This is a genomic window from Micrococcus sp. KRD077 (assembly GCF_017168505.1).
In the GTDB taxonomy this organism is placed as follows: Bacteria; Actinomycetota; Actinomycetes; order Actinomycetales; family Micrococcaceae; genus Micrococcus; species Micrococcus luteus.
The window spans coordinates 82,566-103,740 of the sequence record NZ_JABFAZ010000011.1; the positions used below are offsets into that span (position 1 = coordinate 82,566).

At 74.0% G+C, this 21,175-nt stretch carries 17 protein-coding genes and 3 tRNA genes; 5 read left to right on the forward strand and 15 right to left on the reverse strand.

What is annotated here, in order from left to right; genetic code table 11:
* Window positions 1-134: 134 nt before the first annotated feature.
* The 3 genes from J1M39_RS04240 to J1M39_RS04250 form a co-directional block, all read right to left on the reverse strand.
* A tRNA-Met gene (locus J1M39_RS04240) sits at window positions 135-208 on the reverse strand.
* A 59-nt stretch (window positions 209-267) separates the two neighbouring features.
* Window positions 268-339, reverse strand: a tRNA-Thr gene (locus J1M39_RS04245).
* An 85-nt stretch (window positions 340-424) separates the two neighbouring features.
* Window positions 425-2,542 carry a DEAD/DEAH box helicase gene (locus tag J1M39_RS04250; RefSeq protein ID WP_206496485.1) on the reverse strand — a complete coding sequence of 706 codons (2,118 nt, stop codon included), beginning with the start codon at window positions 2,540-2,542 and terminating at the stop codon, window positions 425-427.
* A 308-nt stretch (window positions 2,543-2,850) separates the two neighbouring features.
* On the opposite strand from J1M39_RS04250, the gene J1M39_RS04255 reads away from it, so the two are divergent.
* Window positions 2,851-3,480: a hypothetical protein gene (locus J1M39_RS04255; RefSeq protein ID WP_036337595.1), complete on the forward strand. Its 630-nt coding sequence runs from the start codon at window positions 2,851-2,853 to the stop codon at window positions 3,478-3,480.
* Between the two features lie 40 nt (window positions 3,481-3,520).
* Here J1M39_RS04255 and J1M39_RS04260 read toward each other — a convergent pair whose 3' ends face one another.
* The 3 genes from J1M39_RS04260 to J1M39_RS04270 form a co-directional block, all read right to left on the reverse strand.
* Complete coding sequence (locus J1M39_RS04260; RefSeq protein WP_206496486.1) at window positions 3,521-4,729, reverse strand: amidohydrolase; 1,209 nt, start codon at window positions 4,727-4,729, stop codon at window positions 3,521-3,523.
* Window positions 4,730-4,795: 66 nt separating this feature from the next.
* Window positions 4,796-6,055 (reverse strand): cystathionine gamma-synthase, encoded by a 1,260-nt coding sequence (locus tag J1M39_RS04265; protein ID WP_036383880.1) that lies wholly within the window; start codon window positions 6,053-6,055, stop codon window positions 4,796-4,798.
* Between the two features lie 61 nt (window positions 6,056-6,116).
* Complete coding sequence (locus J1M39_RS04270) at window positions 6,117-7,682, reverse strand: pyridoxal-phosphate dependent enzyme (protein WP_095346304.1); 1,566 nt, start codon at window positions 7,680-7,682, stop codon at window positions 6,117-6,119.
* 162 nt (window positions 7,683-7,844) lie between these two features.
* Here J1M39_RS04270 and J1M39_RS04275 point away from each other — a divergent pair, with 162 nt between their 5' ends.
* Both J1M39_RS04275 and J1M39_RS04280 read left to right on the forward strand, forming a co-directional pair.
* Complete coding sequence (locus J1M39_RS04275) at window positions 7,845-8,873, forward strand: DNA-3-methyladenine glycosylase family protein (RefSeq protein WP_036383886.1); 1,029 nt, start codon at window positions 7,845-7,847, stop codon at window positions 8,871-8,873.
* A gap of 205 nt (window positions 8,874-9,078) precedes the next feature.
* Entirely contained in the window at window positions 9,079-9,543 is a 465-nt protein-coding gene (locus tag J1M39_RS04280; protein ID WP_036383888.1) for a hypothetical protein, read from the forward strand.
* A gap of 15 nt (window positions 9,544-9,558) precedes the next feature.
* On the opposite strand, the gene J1M39_RS04285 is transcribed toward J1M39_RS04280, so the two are convergent.
* Both J1M39_RS04285 and J1M39_RS04290 read right to left on the reverse strand, forming a co-directional pair.
* Complete coding sequence (locus J1M39_RS04285) at window positions 9,559-11,343, reverse strand: AMP-binding protein (RefSeq protein WP_036383891.1); 1,785 nt, start codon at window positions 11,341-11,343, stop codon at window positions 9,559-9,561.
* 220 nt (window positions 11,344-11,563) lie between these two features.
* Window positions 11,564-11,645 (reverse strand) — tRNA-Tyr (locus tag J1M39_RS04290).
* 209 nt (window positions 11,646-11,854) lie between these two features.
* On the opposite strand from J1M39_RS04290, the gene J1M39_RS04295 reads away from it, so the two are divergent.
* Together J1M39_RS04295 and J1M39_RS04300 are read left to right on the forward strand one after the other, a co-directional pair.
* Entirely contained in the window at window positions 11,855-12,343 is a 489-nt protein-coding gene (locus J1M39_RS04295) for a YajQ family cyclic di-GMP-binding protein (protein WP_002856881.1), read from the forward strand.
* A gap of 40 nt (window positions 12,344-12,383) precedes the next feature.
* Complete coding sequence (locus J1M39_RS04300) at window positions 12,384-12,887, forward strand: hypothetical protein (protein ID WP_036317679.1); 504 nt, start codon at window positions 12,384-12,386, stop codon at window positions 12,885-12,887.
* Window positions 12,888-13,074: 187 nt separating this feature from the next.
* On the opposite strand, the gene J1M39_RS04305 is transcribed toward J1M39_RS04300, so the two are convergent.
* From J1M39_RS04305 to cysD, 7 genes are read right to left on the reverse strand one after another with little or no spacing between them, the layout of a single operon-like run.
* Window positions 13,075-14,370: an MFS transporter gene (locus J1M39_RS04305; protein ID WP_206496487.1), complete on the reverse strand. Its 1,296-nt coding sequence runs from the start codon at window positions 14,368-14,370 to the stop codon at window positions 13,075-13,077.
* A gap of 41 nt (window positions 14,371-14,411) precedes the next feature.
* Window positions 14,412-15,839 carry an FAD-dependent oxidoreductase gene (locus tag J1M39_RS04310; protein WP_206496488.1) on the reverse strand — a complete coding sequence of 476 codons (1,428 nt, stop codon included), beginning with the start codon at window positions 15,837-15,839 and terminating at the stop codon, window positions 14,412-14,414.
* On the reverse strand, window positions 15,836-17,104 hold the full coding sequence (gene cobA, locus J1M39_RS04315; RefSeq protein ID WP_113914188.1) for a uroporphyrinogen-III C-methyltransferase: 1,269 nt from the start codon (window positions 17,102-17,104) through the stop codon (window positions 15,836-15,838). Before cobA ends, J1M39_RS04310 begins: the two co-directional genes overlap by 4 nt.
* The gene (locus J1M39_RS04320) at window positions 17,101-18,024 is read right to left on the reverse strand and encodes an ABC transporter permease (protein ID WP_041104780.1); all 924 of its coding nucleotides are present in this window, start codon (window positions 18,022-18,024) and stop codon (window positions 17,101-17,103) included. The genes cobA and J1M39_RS04320 overlap by 4 nt, the downstream gene beginning before the upstream one ends.
* A complete protein-coding gene (locus J1M39_RS04325; protein ID WP_036316899.1) occupies window positions 18,014-18,739 on the reverse strand; it encodes an ABC transporter ATP-binding protein in 726 nt (241 codons plus the stop codon). The genes J1M39_RS04320 and J1M39_RS04325 overlap by 11 nt, the downstream gene beginning before the upstream one ends.
* Window positions 18,740-18,770: 31 nt before the next feature.
* Complete coding sequence (locus tag J1M39_RS04330) at window positions 18,771-20,111, reverse strand: sulfate adenylyltransferase subunit 1 (protein ID WP_036316896.1); 1,341 nt, start codon at window positions 20,109-20,111, stop codon at window positions 18,771-18,773.
* Window positions 20,111-21,046 (reverse strand): sulfate adenylyltransferase subunit CysD, encoded by a 936-nt coding sequence (gene cysD / locus J1M39_RS04335; RefSeq protein WP_002855962.1) that lies wholly within the window; start codon window positions 21,044-21,046, stop codon window positions 20,111-20,113. Before cysD ends, J1M39_RS04330 begins: the two co-directional genes overlap by 1 nt.
* Between the last annotated feature and the right edge of the window lie 129 nt (window positions 21,047-21,175).

The following is a 21,175-nucleotide window of genomic DNA, read 5'->3' on the forward strand; positions in this document are numbered from 1 at the left end:
CCCCGGTAGCCTGGCGGGCTGGGGGGCGGGGCGACGCGTGGACATGCCCGCCAGGCTACCGGGGCGACGGACGGGCCCCGGAACGCGAAAGGACCCGGCCCCTCCGAGGAGGTGACCGGGTCCGTCCGATTCCGTAGCGGCGGGGGGACTCGATCCCCCGACCTCACGATTATGAGTCGTGCGCTCTAACCAGCTGAGCTACGCCGCCACGACACAAGAACGCCCGCACTCACGGTTTCACGCCGCGAGGGCGGGCTCTCATGTCAGAGCCCCGACCGGGAATCGATCCCGGGACCTCCATCTTACCAAGATGGCGCTCTACCACTGAGCTATCGGGGCAACGAGGTGAGACTCTACCAGGGCCCCGGGGCCGATGCAAAATCGGCCCCGGCTACGGCCTCCGGGGGTCCGCACCCCGGCCGGATCAGCGGCGGGCGCCCCGATCCGAGCGCTCCTGGGCGCCCCAACGGGGCTTGCGGCCGCCGGGGCGTCCCCCGCGGTCGTCCCGGTCCTTGCGGAAGCCACCGCGATCCTCACGGAAGCCGCGGTCGTCCCGGTCCTTGCGGAAGCCGCCGCGCTGGCCGCCGTCGCGGTCCCCGCGGAAGCCTCCGCGCTCGCCGCGGTCCTTGCGGAAGCCGCCGCGGCGCTCACCGCGGTCCTCGCCGTCGCGCTCGGCGCGGGTCGGGCGGCCGGTGTCCTTGCGCAGGCCGAGGCGACGGCCGTTGATCTCGGCGTTGGCCGCGGCCTCGAGCTGGGCCGAGGTCAGGTCTGCCGGCAGCTCGACGAGCGAGTGGTTGCCACGCAGGTCGATCGCGCCGATGGCCGAGGCGGGCAGGCCCACCTCGTTCGCCAGCGCACCCACGATGTTGCCCGGCCGCACGCGGTCCTGGTGGCCCACGGCGATCCAGTACGTCGCGTTGCCGGCCGCAGGTTCCCGGGCCGGGCCACGCGAGCCGCGGCCGTCACTCGTGCCGCGCTCACGGCCGCCGTCGCGCCCACCCTCGCGGCCTCCGTCGCGGTCCTTGCGGCCGCGGGCGCCGCCGAACGGGATCTCCTGCTCGCGGGCCAGCAGCGGGCGGCCGCCCTGGGTCATCATGCCCAGCGCGGCGGCCACACGCGCCGGCTCGACCTCGTGCTCGTCGACGTACGCGGCGACGATCTCACCGAACACCGCCAGCTCCTCCTCCGAGGCGCGCTCGAGGGTGCGGGTGATGCCGTCGGCGAAGCGGCGCTTGCGGGCCGCGTTGACGTCGGCGACGGAGGGCACGGCCATCTCCTCGACCTGCTGGCGGGTGGTCCGCTCGATCTGCTTGAGCAGGAAGCGCTCGCGCGGGGTCATGAAGAGCACGGCGTCGCCCTGGCGGCCGGCGCGGCCGGTGCGGCCGATGCGGTGCACGTAGGACTCGGCGTCCTGCGGGATGTCGTAGTTGACCACGTGCGAGATGCGCTCGACGTCCAGGCCGCGGGCGGCGACGTCGGTGGCCACGAGGATGTCCACGCGGCCGGCCTTCAGGTCCTCGACGGTCTTCTCGCGCTGCTTCTGGGCGATGTCGCCGGAGATGGCCACGGCCTTGAACCCGGCGCGCGTGAGCTTCTGGGCGAGCTCCTCGGTGCCGGCACGGGTGCGCACGAAGGCGATGACGCCGTCGTGCTCCTCGGTCTCGAGGATCCGGCTCAGGGCCTCGAACTTCCACTGGTGACCCACCTGCAGGTAGCGCTGGCGGATCGTGGCGGACGTCGTCGACTGACGGGCGACGGCCACCTCCTCCGGGGCGTTCAGGTACTGGGCGGAGATGCGGCGGATGGCCGGGGGCATGGTGGCGGAGAACAGCGCGGTCTGCTTCGTGTCCGGGGTGGAGGCGAGGATGCGGTCCACCTCCTCCGCGAAGCCCATGCGCAGCATCTCGTCCGCCTCGTCCAGCACGAGGGTCTGCAGGTCGGACAGGTCCAGCGAGCCGCGCTCGAGGTGGTCGATCACGCGGCCCGGCGTGCCGACGACGACCTGCGCGCCCCGGCGCAGTCCGGCCAGCTGCGGTCCGTAGGGGGAGCCGCCGTACACGGCGAGCACGGAGACGTCGTCGAGGTGCTTGGCGTAGCCGTCGAAGGCGTCGGCCACCTGGAGGGCGAGCTCGCGGGTCGGGGCGAGGACGAGCACCTGCGGGGTGTCCGCGCGCCCGTTCACGTCCGTGGTCTCGGCGAGTCGGGACAGCGCCGGCAGCGCGAACGCGCCGGTCTTGCCGGTGCCGGTCTGGGCCAGGCCCACGACGTCGCGGCCGTCCAGCAGCAGCGGGATGGTCGCCTCCTGGATCGGCGAGGGGCGGGTGTAGCCCAGGTCCTCGACGGCGGCCAGCACGCGGGCGTCCAGGCCGAGGTCCAGGAAGGTGGGGCCGGCCGGTTCGGCGGGAGCCTCGGGGGCGTCGGGCTCGGCCGGGGCCTCGGCCACAGGAGGACCCATGTCCGACATCCTCGATCCCCAGACCACCGCCTCGGCGAGCTCGGGGGCGGCCTCGGCGGTGGTCTGGGGATCGAGGATGTCGGACATGGGTCCTCCTGTGGGGATGCGCGGGCGCACGCCGGAGGACGTCGGTCGCGGGTCGACGTCGTGGGGCGCAGGGGCCAGCTGGGTCAGATGATTCCGTCCACCCGGCAGCCCCCGAGGGCCACGACGTTCGTGGCCCGCACACACATCTGCACAGACATCTGCAGTCCGGCGTGGCACACGCGTCCACGCTCACTCATCACAGGGGAAAGACCGGATCCGGTCTGATCAGTCTACGCCACCGGACTGCGTGGTGGGCTGTGCCCTCGGACACCCCGGCCGCGCACCGGCCGGGGAGATAGGCTCGGCACGTGCCCCAGAACAGCGAAGACCACCCCCTCGCCCGCGGGCTCGGCCGGGCCGCCGGCCGTGCCGCCCAGTCCTTCCGGGAGAGTCAGCGGGCCGACGACGCACGGCTGCGCGCCGAGCGCGCCCGCCTCGCCGCCGAGGACGAGGAGCGCCTGGGACGGCGTCGCGCGGACCGCGAGCGCGACCTGGCCGCGCGGGACGCGGCCGAGTCCGATGCCGGCCTCGTCCACCCGCTCCTGAAGGTCGCGCGCCTCTACTGGCTCGCGGTCACCGTGGTGCTGATCGGCATCGCGGGCGCGTTCCTCTGGAACGGGGCCCGCGCACAGGACAGCGGCGAGCCCGTCATCGATCCGCTCACCGGCATGGAGTCGGTGGGCGTGCTGGGCGGCGCGACGGGGCAGTTCACGATGGGCACCGCCGTCGCCCTGCTGGCCGCGGCGTCCCTGTGGGGCTGGATCGGTCTGCTGCGCCGCCGTCGTTCGGCGATCGGGACCCTGACGTTCATCGCCGTCCTGCTGGCCGCCCCCGCGTTCCTGCGGGCCAACGGCCTGCTGATCATCCTCGCCGTCGTGATGCTCCTGGGCGCCGCGCTCGTCTGGCTGCCGCCCGTGCACTCGCGCCTGCGGCGCTGAGCCCGCGCGTCCCGCCCCCGCCGGCGGGCGGCGGCGCCGCTCAGTCCTCCACGGGACGGGCGGAGGCGACGACGGGCCGGGCCGTGGCGAGGTCGTACTCCATGACCTGACGGCCGCCGATCCACACGCGCAGGGCCCGCTGCATGACATCGAGCGGGTCGCCGGACCAGAGCACCAGGTCGGCGTCCTTGCCCACCTCGAGGGAGCCGATGCGGTCGTCCAGCCCCAGCACGCGCGCGGGATGCAGGGTGATGGCGCGCAGGGCGGTCTCCCGGTCCAGGCCCTCCTTCACCGACAGCGCGGCCTGGTAGACGAGGAAGTCGATGGGCACCACCGGGTGGTCGGTGATGATGCTGATCTCGACGCCGGCCCGCGCCAGACGCCCCGGGTTGCGCATCGAGCGGCCCCGCAGCTCCGGCTTGGACTTGGTGGTGAACAGCGGGCCGATCAGCACCGGCACGCCGCGGGCCGCGAGCTGGCCGGCCAGCGGGTGCGCCTCGGTGCCGTGGTCCAGGACGAGGTCGTAGCCGAACTCGTCGGCCAGGAGCAGGGCGGTGGCGACGTCGTCCGTGCGGTGGCAGTGCTGGCGCCAGGGGATCGTGCGCTCCAGGACGAGGGCGAGGGCGTCGAGGTGGGGATCGCGAGTGAAGGGCTTGTCCTCGCGCTCGGCCTCCGCGCGGCGGGCCATGTAGCCCTGCGCCCGCAGGAACGCCTCGCGGATCACGAGGGCGGTGCCCAGCCGCGTGGACGGGGTGCGGCCCTTCTCCTTGTAGACGTTCTTGGGGTTCTCGCCGAGGGCGGACTTCACGCCCGAGGGGCTGCGCAGCACCATCTCGTCCACGGTGCGTCCGTGGGTGTGCAACGCGACCGCCTGGCCGCCGATCGGGTTGCCCGAGCCGGGGTTCACGTTCACGGTGGTCACCCCGCCGGCCAGGGCGTCCTTCCAGCCCGGCTCGTTCGGGTCGACGGCGTCGATCGCCCGCACCCCGGCCATCACGGGGTCCGTCATCTCGTTGACGTCCGCGGTCGCACCGACCTCGCCCTCGGCGTGCATGCCCAGGTGGACGTGCGCGTCCACGAAGCCGGGCAGCACCCAGCGTCCCTCGCAGTCCACCACCTCGGCGCCGTCGGGCGCCTCGACGTCGGGGCCGATCGCGGTGATCCGGCCGTCCTCGACGAGCAGGGTGCCGTCGAACGGCTCGGCGGCGACGGGGACGACATGGGCGTTGACGAAGGCGGTGAGGGTCATGACCGTCACACTACGCCGCCGGGTGCTCCCCACCCGTGCGCTAGACCTCTGGCGGACGTCGGCCGGTCAGAGGCTGCCCAGAGCCCGTTCCAGGTCCGCCACGAGGTCCTCGGCGTCCTCGATGCCCACCGACAGGCGCAGCAGGTCGTCCGGGACGGCCAGCTCCGTGCCGGCCACGGACGCGTGGGTCATCTCCGCCGGGTAGTTCATCAGCGACTCGATGCCGCCCAGGGACTCGGCGAGCTGGAACAGGCGGGTCGACTCGGCCACGCGGCGGGCCGCCGCGGCACCGCCGGCCAGGCGCAACGAGACCATGCCGCCGAAACCGCGCATCTGGCGCCGCGCGAGCTCATGGCCGGGGTGGCCCGGCAGCCCCGGGTACAGCACCTGGGAGACCTCGGCGCGGCCGGTGAGCCACTCGGCGACGGCCTGGGCGTTGGCCTGGTGGCGGTCCATGCGCACCCCGAGCGTCTTGAGGCCGCGCGTGGTCAGGTACGCGTCCAGGGGCCCGTTCACGGCCCCCGCCGCGAACTGCTGGAACTTCACCTGCTCGGCGAGTGCGGCATCCGGGATCACGAGCGCCCCGCCGATCACGTCCGAATGGCCGCCGATGTACTTCGTGGTGGAGTGCACCACCACGTCCGCGCCGAGGGCGATCGGGGACTGCAGGTACGGCGTCGCGAAGGTGTTGTCCACCACGAGCAGGGCGCCGTGCGCGTGGGCCGCCTCGGCGACCGCGGCGACGTCGGAGATCTTCATCATCGGGTTGGACGGGGTCTCCAGCCACACCATGACCGGCCCCGTGGCGGCGGCGCGCTCGACGGCGGCGGCGACCTGCTCGGCGTCCCCCATGTCCACGACGACGTGCTCCACGCCCCAGGGGGCGAGCACGCGGGAGATGAGGCGGTAGGAGCCGCCGTACACGTCGTTGCCCAGCACGATCGTCATGCCCGGCCGGCCCGCGCCCATGATCAGCGCGGTCTCCGCGGCCAGGCCGGAGGCGAACGTGAGGCCGGTGGCCCGGGGCGCGCCGGACTCGTCGACGCCGGCCTCGAGCGCGGCCAGCTGCTCCTGCAGCGCGTCCCGGGTGGGGTTGGTGCCGCGGCCGTAGTCGTAGCCGCGCCGCAGCTCGCCGACGGCCGTGGGCGCGTACGTGCTCGAGAGGTGGATCGGCGGGACGACGGCGCCGAACACCTCATCCAGGTGCTGGCCCGCGTGCACGGCGCGCGTGCCGAAGCCTCCCCCCCGGGGGTGGGCGGCGGCGTCTTCGGCGCCGGTGTCGGGGGTGGTGGCGTGCGGGTCCTCGTGGACGTTCTGCTCGGTCATCTCAGGAGCCTCCTCGGAGAGATCGGGTCGGGTGGGGCGGGCACGGCCGGCGCGGCCGGCCTCAGGCGGTGACGTGGGCGAGGACGTCGTGCAGGGTGACGACGCCCTGGACGCGGCCGGCCTCGAGCACCAGCAGCACGGGGTCCTGGGCGAGGCGGCGGGCGACGGCGCGCAGCGGGGTGCGCGCCCCCAGGCAGGGCAGCACGGGGCCCATGACGTCGGCCACGGGGGTCTGCGCGGTGGCCCGCCCCTCAGCGAGGGCGTCCGCGAGCGCGGCGGTGGAGACGGTGCCGCGGACCTCGCCGATCCGCAGGTCGTGCCGGGGCTCGAGGATCACGGGCAGGGCGTCGACGCCGTACCGGTTCATGGTCGCGACGGCGTCCGCCACCGAGGTGGTCGGGGCCGCGGTGACGAGGGTGGGCACGGATCCCGGGAACAGGTCGGCCTTCTCGGTCAGCAGCTCCCCCGCCGTCGCGGACCAGCGGTCGGTCTCGGCGGGGGCGCCCGCGCGGGTCGCCGGCTCGGCGTCGGCGTGCTCGAGCACCTCGACGGGCGTTCCGGCCCCGCCGGCGGCCCCCGTGGCGCCGTCGTCGTCCGTCTGCGGGACCGCCGAGCGGGTGCGCCCGCGCGCCCACGCCGGCAGCACGGTCTCGCGGACGTCGTAGTCGAAGCCGCGCTCGTCCATCCACGGGTCGTTGAAGATCTTGGCGAGGTAGCCGCGGCCCGAGTCGGGCAGCACGATCACCATGACGTCCTCCGGGCCGAGCTCGCGGGCGGCGCGCAGGCCGGCCACGACGGCCAGACCGGAGGAGCCGCCCACGAGCAGGCCCTCCTCGGCGGCGAGGCGGCGGGTCATGGCCAGGGCCTCGGCGTCCTCGACGGCGATGACCTCGTCCGGGACCGCGGGGTCGTAGTTGTCCACCCACATGTCCTCGCCGACACCCTCGACGAAGTAGGGCCGGCCGGTGCCGCCGGAGTACACCGAGCCGCTGGGGTCCGCGCCGATCACGCGGACGGGACCGGACGGGCGGTCCGCCGAGACCTCCTTGAGGTAGCGGCCGGTGCCCGTGATGGTGCCGCCCGTGCCGGCGCCCATCACGACGTGGGTGACGCGGCCGGCCGTGTCCTCCCAGATCTCGGGGCCGGTGGTCTCGTAGTGGGAGGCCGGGGCGGCGGGGTTGAAGAACTGGTTGGGCTGATAGGCCCCGGGGATCTCCCGCACGAGGCGGTCGGCGACCCCGTAGTAGGACTCCTCGGACGTCGGGTCCACGGCGGTGGGCGTGACGACGAGCTCGGCGCCGTACGCGCTGAGCACGTCCCGCTTCTCCTGACCCACCTTGTCCGGGGTGACGAACACGGTGCGGTAGCCCTTGAGCTGCGAGACCAGGGCCAGCCCTACGCCCGTGTTGCCCGAGGTGGGCTCCACGACGGTGCCGCCCGGGCCGAGCAGGCCCTCGCGCTCGGCCTCCTCGATCATCTTCAGCGCGATGCGGTCCTTCACGGAGCCACCGGGGTTCAGGTATTCGACCTTCACCAGCACGGTGGCCTCGATGCCCTCCGTCACGGAGTGCAGCTTCACGAGCGGGGTGTGCCCGATCAGCTCGAGGACGTTCTCGGCGTACTGCATGGGCTGCGCAGGGGTGGGCGCGGGGGTCTGTTCAGTCACGCACCCCACGCTACGCCAGGGGCCGGACGCCGAAGGAGGGCCCCGGACACGCGGGGCAACGCCCGGCGTGCGCGCCGTCACGGCCGACGTCGTCCTGTCCGGGCCCGGGTGTACGGTGCGGGCATGATCGCCCCGGACGCCGAGCGCCGCGTACGCGTGCCCGTCCCCGTGGACGTCGCGCTCACCCTGCGTCCCCTGCAGCGCGGCGCGGCCGACCCCACGGTCCGCGCCACACCGCAGGGCGTCTGGCTCACCCTGCGCTCCCCCGCCCCGGACGCGGCGTCGGGCGGGCCGGGCCGGCCGACGTCCTTGCTGGTCTCCGGCGCCCGGGAGGCCGCAGGGGGCGGCACCGCGGTGACGGCCCGCGCGTGGGGCGCGGGCGCGCGCACCGCCGTCGCCGACGTGGAGCGTCTGCTCGGCCTGCACGACGACGGCTGGGCCGCCTTCGACGCCCTGCTGCGGCCGGACTCCGGCGCGCCCGCGCTGCCGCGGCACGTGCGCGAGGCGCGGCGGACGCGGGCCGGGCTGCGGCTGCCGGCGGCGGGCGCGCTGTCCCGGCAGCTGCTCACCGCCGTGCTCGAGCAGAAGGTCACCCACGACCAGGCGCGGCACGGCTGGCGCACCCTCGTGCGGCTGGCCGCCCGGATCGACGACGACGGGCCCGCCCCCGGCCCGGTGCCGCCGGGGATGCTGCCGCCGCCGACCCCGGCCGCCGTCCTGCGGATCCCCTCGTGGGACTGGCATGCGCGGGCCTGGGTGCAGCCCTCCCAGTCACGGACCATGCTGGAGGTCGCCCGGCGGGCCGCGAGCATCGACCGGCTCGGCGACGCGGTCGCCCCCGGGGACACGGCCGGGGTGGCCGCGCTGGCCCGGCGCCTGGAATCGGTGCCCGGGATCGGGCCGTGGACCACGGCCGAGGCGCTGCAGCGCAGCCACGGGGCGGCGGACCTCGTCTCCGTGGGCGACTACCACCTGGCGCAGTACGTGGGGCAGGTCCTCACGGGACGCCGGACCGACGACGCCGGGATGCTCCGCCTGCTCGCGCCGTGGGCCGGGCACCGGCAGCGGGTGGTGCGGATGATCGGGCTCTCCGGAGAGCGCAAGCAGGGGTTCGGACCCAAGCTCGCCCCGGCCGACCACCGCGCCCACTGACGCGACGCCGGATCGGCCGGGGCCGTGCCGGCGCGTCCGCGCGGCCCCTCCACTCCTGCACAGGCCACTGCTCCCGGCGCGTCCTCCCCAGCCCCGGCCGGGCCCGACCGGCCGACCGCCCCGGGTTCCTAGCGTGGGCGATGCCGCCCCGGCCGGTGCGGCGCCGCCGGGACCCTGATGAGTCCCCACCCGGGAGGAGACCGCCATGACCACCGCCTTCGAGCCCCGCCCGCACGCCGCCGCCGCCCCGCGCGAGCCCGACCCGCACGGCCCCGGCACGGCCGGCTCCCTGCGTCCGGGCGCGCGCGGCTCCGTGCTCATCGTGACCCGCCATCCCGACCCGGACGAGGCCATGCGGCACGCGATGGCCTGGATCACCGCCTTCGAGGAGGACTGCGGCCTCGTGCTGGACACGGACGAGACCGCGCTCTACGCCGTCGGACGGGCCGGTGACCTGGGCGAGGCCCTGCGCCGCGGCCCCCTGGTCCACGAGGACGGCAGCCCCGCCGACACCTCCGCGTTCGTGGACGCGGTGCTCACGGACGGCACGTGGCGCCTGCGCGACGCCGACCCGCGGGCGTGGTCGACCACGTACCGTGCCGCCATCCTGGGCGCCGCCCCCGAGGCGGTCTGCACCATCTGGGACGTGTTCCCGCTGCCCGCCGCCTGAGGGTGACGGCCGCCGTCAGCCCACGCTCTGGGCCTGGGCCTGGGCCTGGGCCTGGGCCTGGGCCTGGGCCTGGGCCTGGACGACCTTCGCGCCCTCCTCGCGCAGCTCGACCTTGCGGACCTTGCCGGAGACGGTCATGGGGAAGGCGTCGAGCACGCGGACGTGGGCCGGGATCTTGAAGTGCGCGATCCGGCCCGCGGCGAACTCGCGGACGGCGTCCACCGTGAGCGGCTCGACGCCGTCCTTCATGATCACGCAGGCCATGAGCTGCTCGCCGTACTTCTCATCCGGCACGCCCACCACCTGGACGTCCTGGATGTCCGGGTGGGTGTAGAGGAACTCCTCCACCTCGCGCGGGGAGATGTTCTCGCCGCCGCGGATCACGAGGTCCTTGATGCGGCCCTCGATGCGCACGGAGCCGTCCTCGTCCATGGAGGCGAGGTCGCCGGAGTGCATCCAGCCGTCGGCGTCCAGCACCTCGGCGGTCTTCTCGGGGGCGTCCCAGTAGCCGAGCATCACGGAGTAGCCGCGAGTGCACAGCTCGCCCGTGGCCCCGCGCGGGACGACGTCACCGGTGGCGGGGTCCACGATCTTCGTCTCCACGTGGGGCATGGTCCGGCCGACGGTCTGGGTGCGCACCTCCAGGGAGTCGTCGCGGCGGGTCATGGTGGACACGGGCGCGGTCTCCGTCATGCCGTAGCAGATGGCGACCTCGGACATGTGGAACCGGTCGATGACCTTCTTCATCACCTCGACGGGGCACGTGGAGCCGGCCATCACGCCGGTGCGCAGCGTGGACAGGTCCAACGCGTCCGCCTCAGGCCGGGCGAGCATGGCGATGAACATCGCCGGCACGCCGTACAGGCTCGTCGCACCGGTGGCGGCCACAGCCCGCAGCGCCGAGACCGGCTCGAAGCTGCGCGCCGGGATGACGGCGAGCGAGCCGTGGGAGACGGTGGCGATCACGCCGATCACCATGCCGAAGCAGTGGAAGAACGGCACTGGGATCACCACGGTGTCCTCCTCCGTGTAGCCCAGAAGCTCGCCGATGTGGAAGCCGTTGTTCAGCACGTTGCGATGCGTCAGCGTGACGCCCTTGGGGAAGCCGGTGGTGCCCGAGGTGTACTGCAGGTTCACGGGGTCCGCCGGCCCGGTGGCGGCCTCGCGCACGGCCAGGTCCTCGTCCGAGACCCGCGCGGCCTCGGCCAGGAAGTCGGCCCACGTGCCCTCGGCCACGGGATCGGCGGCGTGTCGGCCGGCCACGTCGCCGGCCTGCACGTGCGCGTAGGCGTCCTCGCCGCTCCCGGCCGGCAGCATGATCAGCTGCCGCAGGTGCGGCGCCGACTCACGGGCCACGGCGCGTGCGGTGGCGGGCGGGTCCATGCGTGCGTCCGCGCAGGCCACCACCAGCCCGCGCATGTCGCACTGCTCGACCACGTAGGTCAGCTCGTGGGCGCGGTACGCCGGGTTGAGGTTCACGAGGATGACGCCGGCACGCGCCGCGCCGTAGAGCAGCGAGACCCACTCGGCGACGTTGGGGCTCCACATGCCGATCCGGTCCCCCGCCTCGTAGCCCGCGGCCATGAGCGCCTTGGCCACCGTCACGGACTCCTCACGCAGCTGCCCGTAGGTCCAGGTGCGGCCGGTGGCCGGGTCCCCGTCCGGTCCACACTCCAGGAGCGCGGCGCGGTCGGCGAACCGGCGGGCGGTGTCGTCGAGGTTCTGGGCCAGGGTCTGCTCGAGCAGCTCGACGTCGGTCGGTCCCTGGGTGAAGGACTCGGGGGCGGTGGACTCGGTCATCGGGCGCTCCTCGCGGATGGTCGGGCGACGCCGCACGGCGTCACGATGCAGGGCCGTGCCGCCACCGGACCGCACAGGGCATCGGGTGTGACACGGACCACAGGCAGGCTACGTCGCCTGGCGGGAGGCCGCCACCTCCCGGGGCGGGGACACGGGGGGTGCCACGGCCCCGGACGGCAGAAGACCCCGGGACCGTGTGGTCCCGGGGTCTTCGTTCCGGTGGCAGATACTGGATTCGAACCAGTGAAGGCAATGCCAGCTGATTTACAGTCAGCCCCCTTTGGCCGCTCGGGAAATCTGCCGTGCCACCCGGCGGCTGCCGGGCGTCTCGAGGACGACCGCACCGGCCGGGCGAGAGTCGACTGTACAGCATCCCCGCGCCACGCCGCCAATCGGCCCGGGACCGCGTCCGCCGTCCCCGGTAGGCTGGCCCGCAGAGCGCTCCGCGCGGCCCCGCAGTGGCCGTCGACGACGGGCGCGCCCCGTCCGCAGACCCTGAAGGAGAGCACCCGTGGCCAGCGATTCCACGTTCGACGTCGTCAGCAAGGTGGACAGCCAGGAGGTGTCCAACGCCCTGAACCAGGCGCAGAAGGAGATCGCCCAGCGCTACGACTTCAAGGGCGTCGGCGCCGAGATCGACTTCTCCGGCGAGAAGATCCTCATGAAGGCCTCCTCCGAGGAGCGCGTCAAGGCCGTCAAGGACGTGTTCGAGTCCAAGCTCGTCAAGCGCGGCATCTCCCTCAAGTCCCTCGACGCCGGCGCCCCGTTCGCCTCCGGCAAGGAGTACCGCATCGAGGCGACCATGAAGGAGGGCATCGACCAGCCCACCGCGAAGAAGATCACCAAGCTGATCCGCGACGAGGGCCCCAAGTCCGTCAAGGCCCAGATCCAGGGGGACGAGCTGCGCGTGTCCTCCAAGTCCCGCGACGACCTGCAGTCGGTCATCGCGATGCTCAAGGACTTCGAGGACGCGGACCTGCAGTTCGTGAACTTCCGCTGATCCGCACGCCGTCTCCCCTCCGAGCCCACCAGGAGTCCCCATGCTGTACCTGATCGACCCTCGCGGGGCCGTGTGGTCCGCCGACACCACGATCGGCCGGGCGCGGGCCCGGGCCCGCGTGGACGGCCGCCCGGTCGACGACCTGAAGTTCACCAAGGCCGCCATGCTCCTGACCTTCGAGGACCATGTGGACCTCGCGCTGCGTCACGGCATCGCCGCCCCGCGCGGCCTCCTCCTCGACCACGGGTTCGTGGCCCAGGTGCTCGCCCCCGCGAACCTGAAGGCCCAGCGCGCCAACCAGGACGCGATCGCCGAGCAGCTCGCGGTGGTGGAGCGTCGCACGGAGGACGTCGGATCGCTGCGCTCCCACCGGCACGCGGCCGCCTACGAGGGCGCGGACCAGGATCTGGAGCGCCGCATCAAGAAGGCGGAGGAGGCGGCCCGCGAGACGCTCCAGGCGGCCCCGGACGAGGACCTCGTCCGCCACTGGACGCGCCTGGGCGGCGCGGTGCCGGCCACGCTCCAGGCCGACCGCGACCGCTGACCCGCCGGCCGCCGTCGTCGTGGTGGCTCCCGTGGACGGCGGCTCAGGCTGCCGCGAGCCAGACGTTTCGGCGGTTTCGCGGCCCGATCTGCAGCAGAATCATCTGGCTCACGGGCAGAAACGTCTGGCTCGGCGCTCCTCGGCGGTCGCGGGCTCGCAGCCTCCCGCCACGGAACCCCGCGCCCGCTCAGGGTGTGGGGTTCCGCGCGTCGTAGCGCAGGAAGCCGGGCTCCCACCGCATCAGCGCGGTCACGCCGAGCATGCACAGCACACCGCCGGCCAGCAGGGTCGGCCCCTCCCCCAGGCCCACGGAGGCGCCGCCGGTGAGCAGCTCGCCCAGGCGCGGCCCGCCCGCCACCACGACGACGAACACGCCCTGCAGCCGGCCGCGCAGGTGGTCCGGGGTCGCGGACTGCAGGATCGAGCCGCGGAAGACGCCGGAGAGCGAATCCGCGGCCCCGCCCACCGCCATGCACAGCGCGGCGAGGGCGAACGCGAGCGTGAGGCGGGGATCGCCGTCGGGCAGCGACTGTGCCCACCAGACCACGCCGCCGAACGCGGCCACCGCCCCGCCCCACACGAGGATCGAGACGTACACGCCCCAGCCCTGCGCATGCAGGCGGGTGAACGGAGCGGAGAACAGCCCCGCGAGGAACGCGCCCGCCGCCATCGCGGCCAGCAGCACCCCGACGGCGGCCTCACCCCCGCCGAGCACCACGGCGCCGATGGCGGGCAGCAGGGCGCGCGGGAACGCCGTCGTCATGGCCACGATGTCCGCCAGGAAGGTCATCCGCAGGTTCGGTCGCGAGCCGAGGAAGCGCAGGCCCTCGACCACCGAGGCCAGGCCCCCGCGCGTGCCCGAGGCGGCCGCGGCCTCGGCCTGCTGCGGCGGCAGGGACGGCAGCCGCCACACGGCGTACAGGGCGGCCAGGAAGGTGACGACGTCGATCGAGTAGGTCCACGCGTAGCCGACCGCCGCCACGAGCACGCCGCCCAGCACGGGGCCGACCATGAGGGCCACGGAGAACGTCATCATGTTCAGCGCGTTCGCCGCCGGCACGAGCGGCAGGCCCACGAGCGCGGGGATGATCGCGCCGCGGGTGGGCTGGTTGATGCCGGACGCGCCGGAGTGCAGGGCCACGAGGGCGTACAGCACCGGCACCGACTCGAGCCCGGCCCAGGCCTGCGCGGCGATGCCGACCGTGGTCAGCCACATGACGGCCGAGGAGGTCAGCGCGACGCGGCGGCGGTCGTGCCGGTCCGCGATCGCGCCGCCGTACAGGCCCGCGACCACGAGCGGCACGAGCGCGGCGAGGCCGAGCAGGCCCACCGCGAACGAGGAGCCGGTCAGGGCGAACACCTCGAGGGACACCGCCACGAGCGTGAGCTGCGTGCCCACGTACGCGAGCGTGTTGCCGAGCCACAGCCGCCGGTAGGCGGGTGAGACCCGCAGCGGGGTGATGTCGAGGAGGAGGCGGGCCACCCCGGAAGCCTAGCGCCGGGGCGGCCAGGGCCCGCCCCGGATCAGGCGGTCGGGACGGAGGCCCCGTCGCGGGAGATGCGGGTCATCTCCTCCCGGTCCACGACCTTCACCCGCTCCCGCGCCACCGGCCCGGCCTCCGTCGCCTGCGCACCCAAGGACTTCTCATGCTCATCCAGAGCATGCCAACCAGCCCACGTGGTGTACGGGACCTCACGGGACTCGAGCAGCTCGATCACGGACTCCTCCGACGGCTCCTGGGCCGTCCACAGCCCCGGCTCGTCCTCGATCAGATGCTTGATCGTCTCCAGGGAGTCACCCTTGGTGTGCCCGATCAACCCCACCGGGCCCCGCTTGATCCACCCCGAGGCGTACAGGCCCGGCACGGGGGCGCCGTCCGCGTCGAGCACGCGGCCCTGCGCGTTCGGGATCACACCGCGCACCTCATCGAACTCCACCCCCTCCACGGGCGAACCGAAATACCCCACCGCCCGGTACACCGCCTGCACCGGGTAGTCCACGGTCTCCCCCGTCGGACGGACCCCACCGGAACCGTCCAACTCCATCCGGCGCATCCGCAGGCCGTCCACCCGGCCGTCGCCGTCCTCGTCCAGGAACTCCTCCGGGGCCTGGAGGAAATGCAGGTGCAGCCGACGCGAGGCGCTCTGCTGACGGTCCTCCTGCTCCATGAGCCAGTTCGTCAACGTGCCCACCATGGTGCGGACCTGATTGTTCTCCTCGATCGCCTTCTCCGAGGCCTCATCGAAGTCGAAGTCCTCCTCGTACAACACGATGTCCACATCCCGGGAATGCGCCAGCTCCCGCAGCTCCAACGGGGTGAACTTCACCTGCGCCGGCCCACGCCGGCCGAACACGTGCACATCCGTGACCGGGGAAGCGGCCAGATCCCGGTACACGTTGTCCGGGATCTCGGTGGGCAACAGGTCCTCGGCATGCTTGGACAGGATCCGGGCCACATCCAGGGCCACGTTCCCGTTGCCGATCACCGCCACCTGCGTGGCCTCCAACGGCCAATGCCGCGGCACATCCGGGTGCCCGTCATACCAGGACGCGAAGTCGGCGCCACCGAACGAGCCGGCCAACTCCACCCCGGGAACGTCCAGGGCCGCGTCCCGCACGGCACCGGTGGAGAACACGATCGCGTCGTAATGCCGACGCAGATCCGCCAGGCTCAGGTCCGTGCCGTAGTCCACATTCCCGAGGAAACGGATGTCCCCGCGGTCCATGACCTTGTGCAGGGCGGTGACGATGCCCTTGATGCGCGGATGGTCCGGGGCCACCCCGTAGCGGATGAGGCCGAACGGGGCCGGGTACCGGTCGAACAGGTCGATGCTGACACGGAAGTCCCGTTCCTCCTTGGTCAGGATGTCCGCCGTGTACACCCCGGCGGGTCCGGCACCGATGATGGCGATGCGCAACGGGCGGTCAGGCCTCGAGGGGGTCAGGGTCATGCTCGTGCTCCTTCGGAGGTCGGGTTCAGGGTCAAGATCGGGGCAGGGACACCGGCTGCAGGCGCGCCGGTGGCGTAGGGGCTCAGGCGCACGACGTCGCCCACGACGATCACGGCGGGGTTCTCCACACCGACGGCGGCCGCCTGCGCGGCGATGGTCTCCACCGTGCCCACGGTGACCCGCTGGTCCGGCATCCAGCCGCGCTCGATGATCGCCACGGGCGTCGCGCCGTCGAGGCCGCGCTCCGTCAGTCGGCGCGCGGTGTCCGCGAGCCGGCGCACGCCCATCAGCAGGACGAGCGTGTGGTCGGCCCGGGTGGGCACTTCGGCCAGCTCTTCGTGGCCGGTCACCAGCGTGAAGCCGGTGGCGACGCCGCGATGGGTGACCGGGATCCCCGCGGCGGCGGGCACCGAGACGGCGCTCGTGACACCGGGGACCACCTCGACGTCGACGCCATGGGCGCGGCAGTGCGCTGCCTCCTCGCCGCCGCGGCCGAGCACGTACGGGTCGCCGCCCTTGAGCCGGACGACGAGGCGGCCGGCCCGGGCCTCCCGGACCAGGACGGCGTTGATCTCGTCCTGCGTGGCCAGGTGGTTCCCGGGGGCCTTGCCGACCTCGATCACGGGCACCGCCGGGTCCAGCTCGGCCAGGAGGGCGCGCGGGCCCAGCCGGTCGGCGACCACCACGTCGGCCTCCGCGAGCAGCTGTCGGCCGCGCACGGTGATGAGCCCGGAGTCGCCGGGGCCGCCGCCGACGAGGGCCACGCGGCCGGGCTCGGCGGACGCGCGCCGCCGGCGCAGCGGCAGCCGCCCCGTCGACAGGGCGAGGGTGATCGCATCCTTCAGGGCGCGGGCGCGGCGAGGGTCTCCCCCGGCGTTGACGGCCACGGTCACGTCCCCGGCCCGGACGACGGCGGGCGTCCAGGCGGCGGAGGACTCGGCATCGGAGGCGTCGACGCACCAGACGCGGCGGGCCTCGGCGTCGGAGGCCACGGCCCCGTCCACGGCCCGGTCGCCGGTGGCGGTCTGGGCGAACCAGACCCCGTCGAGGTCGGACGGGCGGTAGGGGCGGCGGTGCAGGGTGATCAGGCCGGCCGCCGCGAGCCGCTCCACCTCCTCCCCCGGCTCCGGGGCCACCACGGTGACGAGCGCGCCGGCGTCGAGGAGGGCGCCCATGCGGCGGCCGGCCACGCGCCCGCCGCCCACCATCAGGACGGGCCGGCCGAGCAGACGCAGGGAGGTGGGGTACAGATCGGACGCGGTCATCGCGTGCTCCCTTCCAGCAGCCCCCGGCGGCGCAGCATGCGCCGCTCGACGGGGCCGAATACGGCCAGTTCGACGAGGACGCCGACGGCCAGGATGGTCAGGACGGCGCAGAGGACGACGGCGAGGTCGGACGCGGCACGTCCCTCGTGGAGCAGGGTCCCGAGTCCCACGCCCATGGGCCCGCCGACGGCGATGATCTCGGCGGCCATGAGGCCTCGCCACGCGAAGGCCCAGCCCTGGCGCAGGCCGGAGACGAAGGCGGGCAGGGCGGCCGGGAGGACCACCAGCAGGGCGGTCTCGAGACGCGAGGCGCCCAGCACCCGGGCCGCGCGACGCAGCTGCGGCGGCACCTGGTCCGTGCCGGTGGTGAGGCCGGCGACCACGGCGGGGACGGCGCCGGTGAGCATCACGAAGTACGCGGTGGCGTCGCTGAGGCCGAACCACAGCACCGCGAGCGGCACCCAGGCCACGTTCGGCAGCACCATCAGGGCCGTGAGCAGCGGGCCGAACGCCCGCCGCAGGACGCTGACCTGTCCGAGCACCAGGCCCAGCCCGACGCCGACGACCACGGCGAGTGCGAAGCCGACGACGGCGCGGCCCACCGACGTCGCCACTGCCTGCTGGACGAGGCCCTGGGCCCACAGCGTCCCGAAGGCCCCGACGACGTCGCCGGGACCGGTGATCGGCTCACCGCGCGCACCGGCCAGCCACGCGAAGGCCTGCCAGATCGCCACGAGCAGGACGACGGCGGCCACCGGGAGCAGGACCCGGCTCCAGTCCCACCCGGCCAGACCCGTCCGACGGGTCGAGTCGACGGCCTGGAGCGCGTCGAGGCCGCTGTCGAGCTCGCGCAGCTCGTCGTCGGTGGCGGCCCCCGGCGCGCGGCCGGGGGCGTCGAGGGTGGGGGTGTCAGTGCGCATGGCGACGGATCTCCTGACCGAGTCGGGCGGTGATGGCGGCCGTGAGGGCGGCCGCGGCGGGCGCGTCGTGGCGGGCGGCCGCGGGCACGTCCCATTCGGCGACGACGCGACCCGGACGTGAGGACAGCAGCAGCACCCGCTGGCCGAGGCGGACGGCCTCGGCCACGTTGTGGGTGACGAACACGACCGTCCGACCGGTCTGCCGCCACACGCGCTCGAGCTCCCCATGCAGCAGGTCGCGGGTGATCGCGTCCAAGGCCGCGAACGGCTCGTCCATGAGCAGCAGGGGGCGGTCCTGGGCGAGGGCCCGGGCCAGGGCGACGCGCTGGCGCATGCCGCCGGAGAGCTGGTGGGGTCGCAGGTCGGCGGCGTCGTCGAGGTGGACGAGGCGCAGCAGCTCCCCGGCACGCTCCCGACGCTCCCCCGCGGCCACACCGGCGAAGCGGAGGGCGAGCTCGATGTTGCCGCGGGCGGTGAGCCACGGGAAGAGGGCGGCGTCCTGGAACATGAACGCGGCCCCCTCCCGGGGGGTCTTGACGACGCCCGCGGTGGGCGCCTCGAGCCGGGCGACGAGGTTCAGCAGGGTGGACTTGCCGCACCCGGACGCACCGAGCAGGCAGACGAACTCGCCCGGCTCGATCCGCACGGAGACGTCCTCCAGCACGGGCGTGGGCCCGCCGAAGCTCTTGCCCACGTCCTCCATCACCACCGTCATGACCGCTCCCGTCGCGCCGTCGTCATCCGGATCAGGCCTCGTCGCCGCCGCGCACCATGCCGGCGGCGAGCGTGGCCCCGTCGTGGGGGTCGATCACGAGGAACGCCCCGGTGCGCCGATGCACGGCGTAGGGCTCCACGGGCAGCGGCGCGGCCAGGTGCAGGCGCACCTGTCCGATGTCGTTGAGCCCGAGGGTCTCGGCCGGGTCGAGCCGCAGGGTGTCGAGGTCGAGCCGACCGGCCACCTCCTGGACGAGCGCCCGGACGACGGCGGTGCCGTGCTTGACGAGGACCTGCTGCCCGACGCGCAGCGGTGCGGCGGAGAGCCAGCACAGCGCGGCGGCCACCTCCGCGGTGGGGCGCGGGGCGGTGTCCGCGGCGGCGATCGTGTCCCCGCGGGCCACGTCCACCTCGTCGGCCAGGCGCAGGACCACCGACTGCGGGGAGGAGGCCTCCTCGAGGGATTCCCCGGCGGCGTCCACGCCCACCACGGTGGTGGTGCGCGCCGGCTGCCCCGGGGTGAGGACGGCGACGGCGTCCCCGGGCCGGACGGTGCCCGCGACCACCTGCCCGGCGTAGCCGCGGTAGTCGCGGAACACCTCGGGGTCGAGGCCGGGGGCCAGGGCGCCCTGGGGGCGCACCACGAGCTGCACCGGGAAGCGGAAGGAGGCGGCGGCGTCGTCCTCGGCGTCCGCCCCGGGCAGGGACTCGAGCAGCTCCATGAGCGTGGGGCCGGTGTACCAGTCCGTCCGCTCGGAGCGGGTGACCACGTTGTCGCCCTGCAGGGCGGACACCGGGACGCTCACCGCGTCGGAGAGGCCGAGCTCCCGGGCCACGCGCCGGACGTCCTCGGCGATCGCGGTGAAGACCTCCTCGGCGTAGTCCACGAGATCGATCTTGTTGACGGCGACGATCACGTGCGGCACCCGCAGCAGGGCCACCACGCTGAGGTGGCGCCGGGTCTGCTCCACCACGCCCTTGCGGGCGTCCACGAGCAGCACGACCGCATCGGCCGTCGAGGCGCCCGTGACGGTGTTCCGGGTGTACTGCACGTGCCCGGGGCAGTCGGCCAGCACGAAGGTGCGCCGGTCCGTGGCGAAGTACCGGTACGCGACGTCGATCGTGATCCCCTGCTCCCGCTCGGCGCGCAGGCCGTCGGTCAGCAGCGCCAGGTCCAGCCCGCCCTCGGCACCGCCGAAGCCGCGCTCGGCGGAGGTGCGGGCCACGGCCTCGAGCTGGTCGGCCAGGACGGCCTTGGAGTCGTGCAGGAGGCGGCCCACGAGGGTGGACTTGCCGTCGTCGACCGAGCCGGCCGTGGCCAGGCGGAACAGGGTCCCGGCGGGGGCGTGCCGGTCCAGCAGTGCGGTGCTCATCAGAAGTACCCGTCCTTCTTGCGATCTTCCATGGCCGCCTCGGAGATGCGGTCGTCGGCGCGGGTGGCCCCGCGTTCGGTCAGGGTGGAGGCGGCGACCTCGAGCACGACGTCCTCGACGGTGGCGGCCTCCGAGAGGACGGCGCCGGTGCAGGACATGTCGCCCACCGTGCGGTAGCGCACCGTCCGCGTGGTGACCTCCTCGCCCTCGGCCGGGCGGGAGTGCTCCCCCACGGCGCGCCACATGCCGTCGCGGCGGAAGACCTCCCGCTCGTGCGCGTAGTAGATGGAGGGCAGCTCGATGCCCTCGCGGGCGATGTACCGCCACACGTCCAGCTCGGTCCAGTTGCTGATGGGGAACGCGCGGACGTGCTGGCCGGGGGTGTGACGGCCGTTGTAGAGGTTCCACAGCTCGGGGCGCTGGTTGCGCGGGTCCCACTGGCCGAACGCGTCCCGCAGGCTGATGATCCGCTCCTTGGCCCGCGCCTTGTCCTCGTCACGGCGGCCTCCCCCGAAGACGGCGTCGAACCGGTTGGTCCGGATCGTGTCCAGCAGGGGGGTGGTCTGCAGGGTGTTGCGGGTGCCGTCGGCGCGCTCACGCAGCTCGCCGCGGTCGATGTACTCCTGCACGGAGCCCACCACGAGCCGCAGGCCGAGCCGCTCCACCGTGCGGTCGCGGAACTCGAGGACCTCGGGGAAGTTGTGGCCGGTGTCCACGTGGACCACCGGGAAGGGGATCCTCCCCGGCCAGAAGGCCTTCGCGGCCAGGTGGAGCATCACCACGGAGTCCTTGCCGCCCGAGAAGAGCATGGCGGGGCGCTCGAACTCGGCCACCACCTCGCGGATGATGTGGATCGCCTCGGCCTCCAGGGCGTCCTGGACGTCGGGCCCGGCGGGGCTCACGGTCCCCGGGTCGGGGGCATGGGTGAGGGTCATCGTGTCTCCTTGGTCTGTCTCGGGTGCGGCGCTCAGACGTGGATGCCGCACTCGGTCTTCGCGGTCCCGGCCCAGCGCCCGGCACGGGCTGTCGCTTATACACATCTGACGCTGCCGACGATCTTACGC